This is a genomic window from Streptomyces sp. M2CJ-2, assembly GCF_016757295.1.
Classification (GTDB): Bacteria; Actinomycetota; Actinomycetes; order Streptomycetales; family Streptomycetaceae; genus Streptomyces.
Window position 1 is genome coordinate 1 of the sequence record NZ_JAESIF010000358.1, and the last position, 217, is coordinate 217.

At 66.8% G+C, this 217-nt stretch carries 1 pseudogene; it reads right to left on the reverse strand.

The features are described 5' to 3' along the window. Positions 1–217, reverse strand: a pseudogene (locus JL475_RS41105) (hypothetical protein); the annotation flags it as partial.

Consider the following 217-nt stretch of genomic DNA (forward strand, 5'->3'; position numbering starts at 1 on the left):
GTTGAGCCAGCACACTTGCTCGGGGCCGCCGTCGCCGGTGTCGAACAGGCAGCACACTCCGCCGCTGGCGGCGGCAAGGTCGGTGAACACCTTCCTGACGTTGGTCGACCGCGCGAACAAGCGGCTCATCCCCGACGTCGCTGCCCAGCACTCCACCGACGCGTAACCAGGGTGCAGGAAGGACTCGAACCGGATCGTCGCGTAGATGTACCCCACC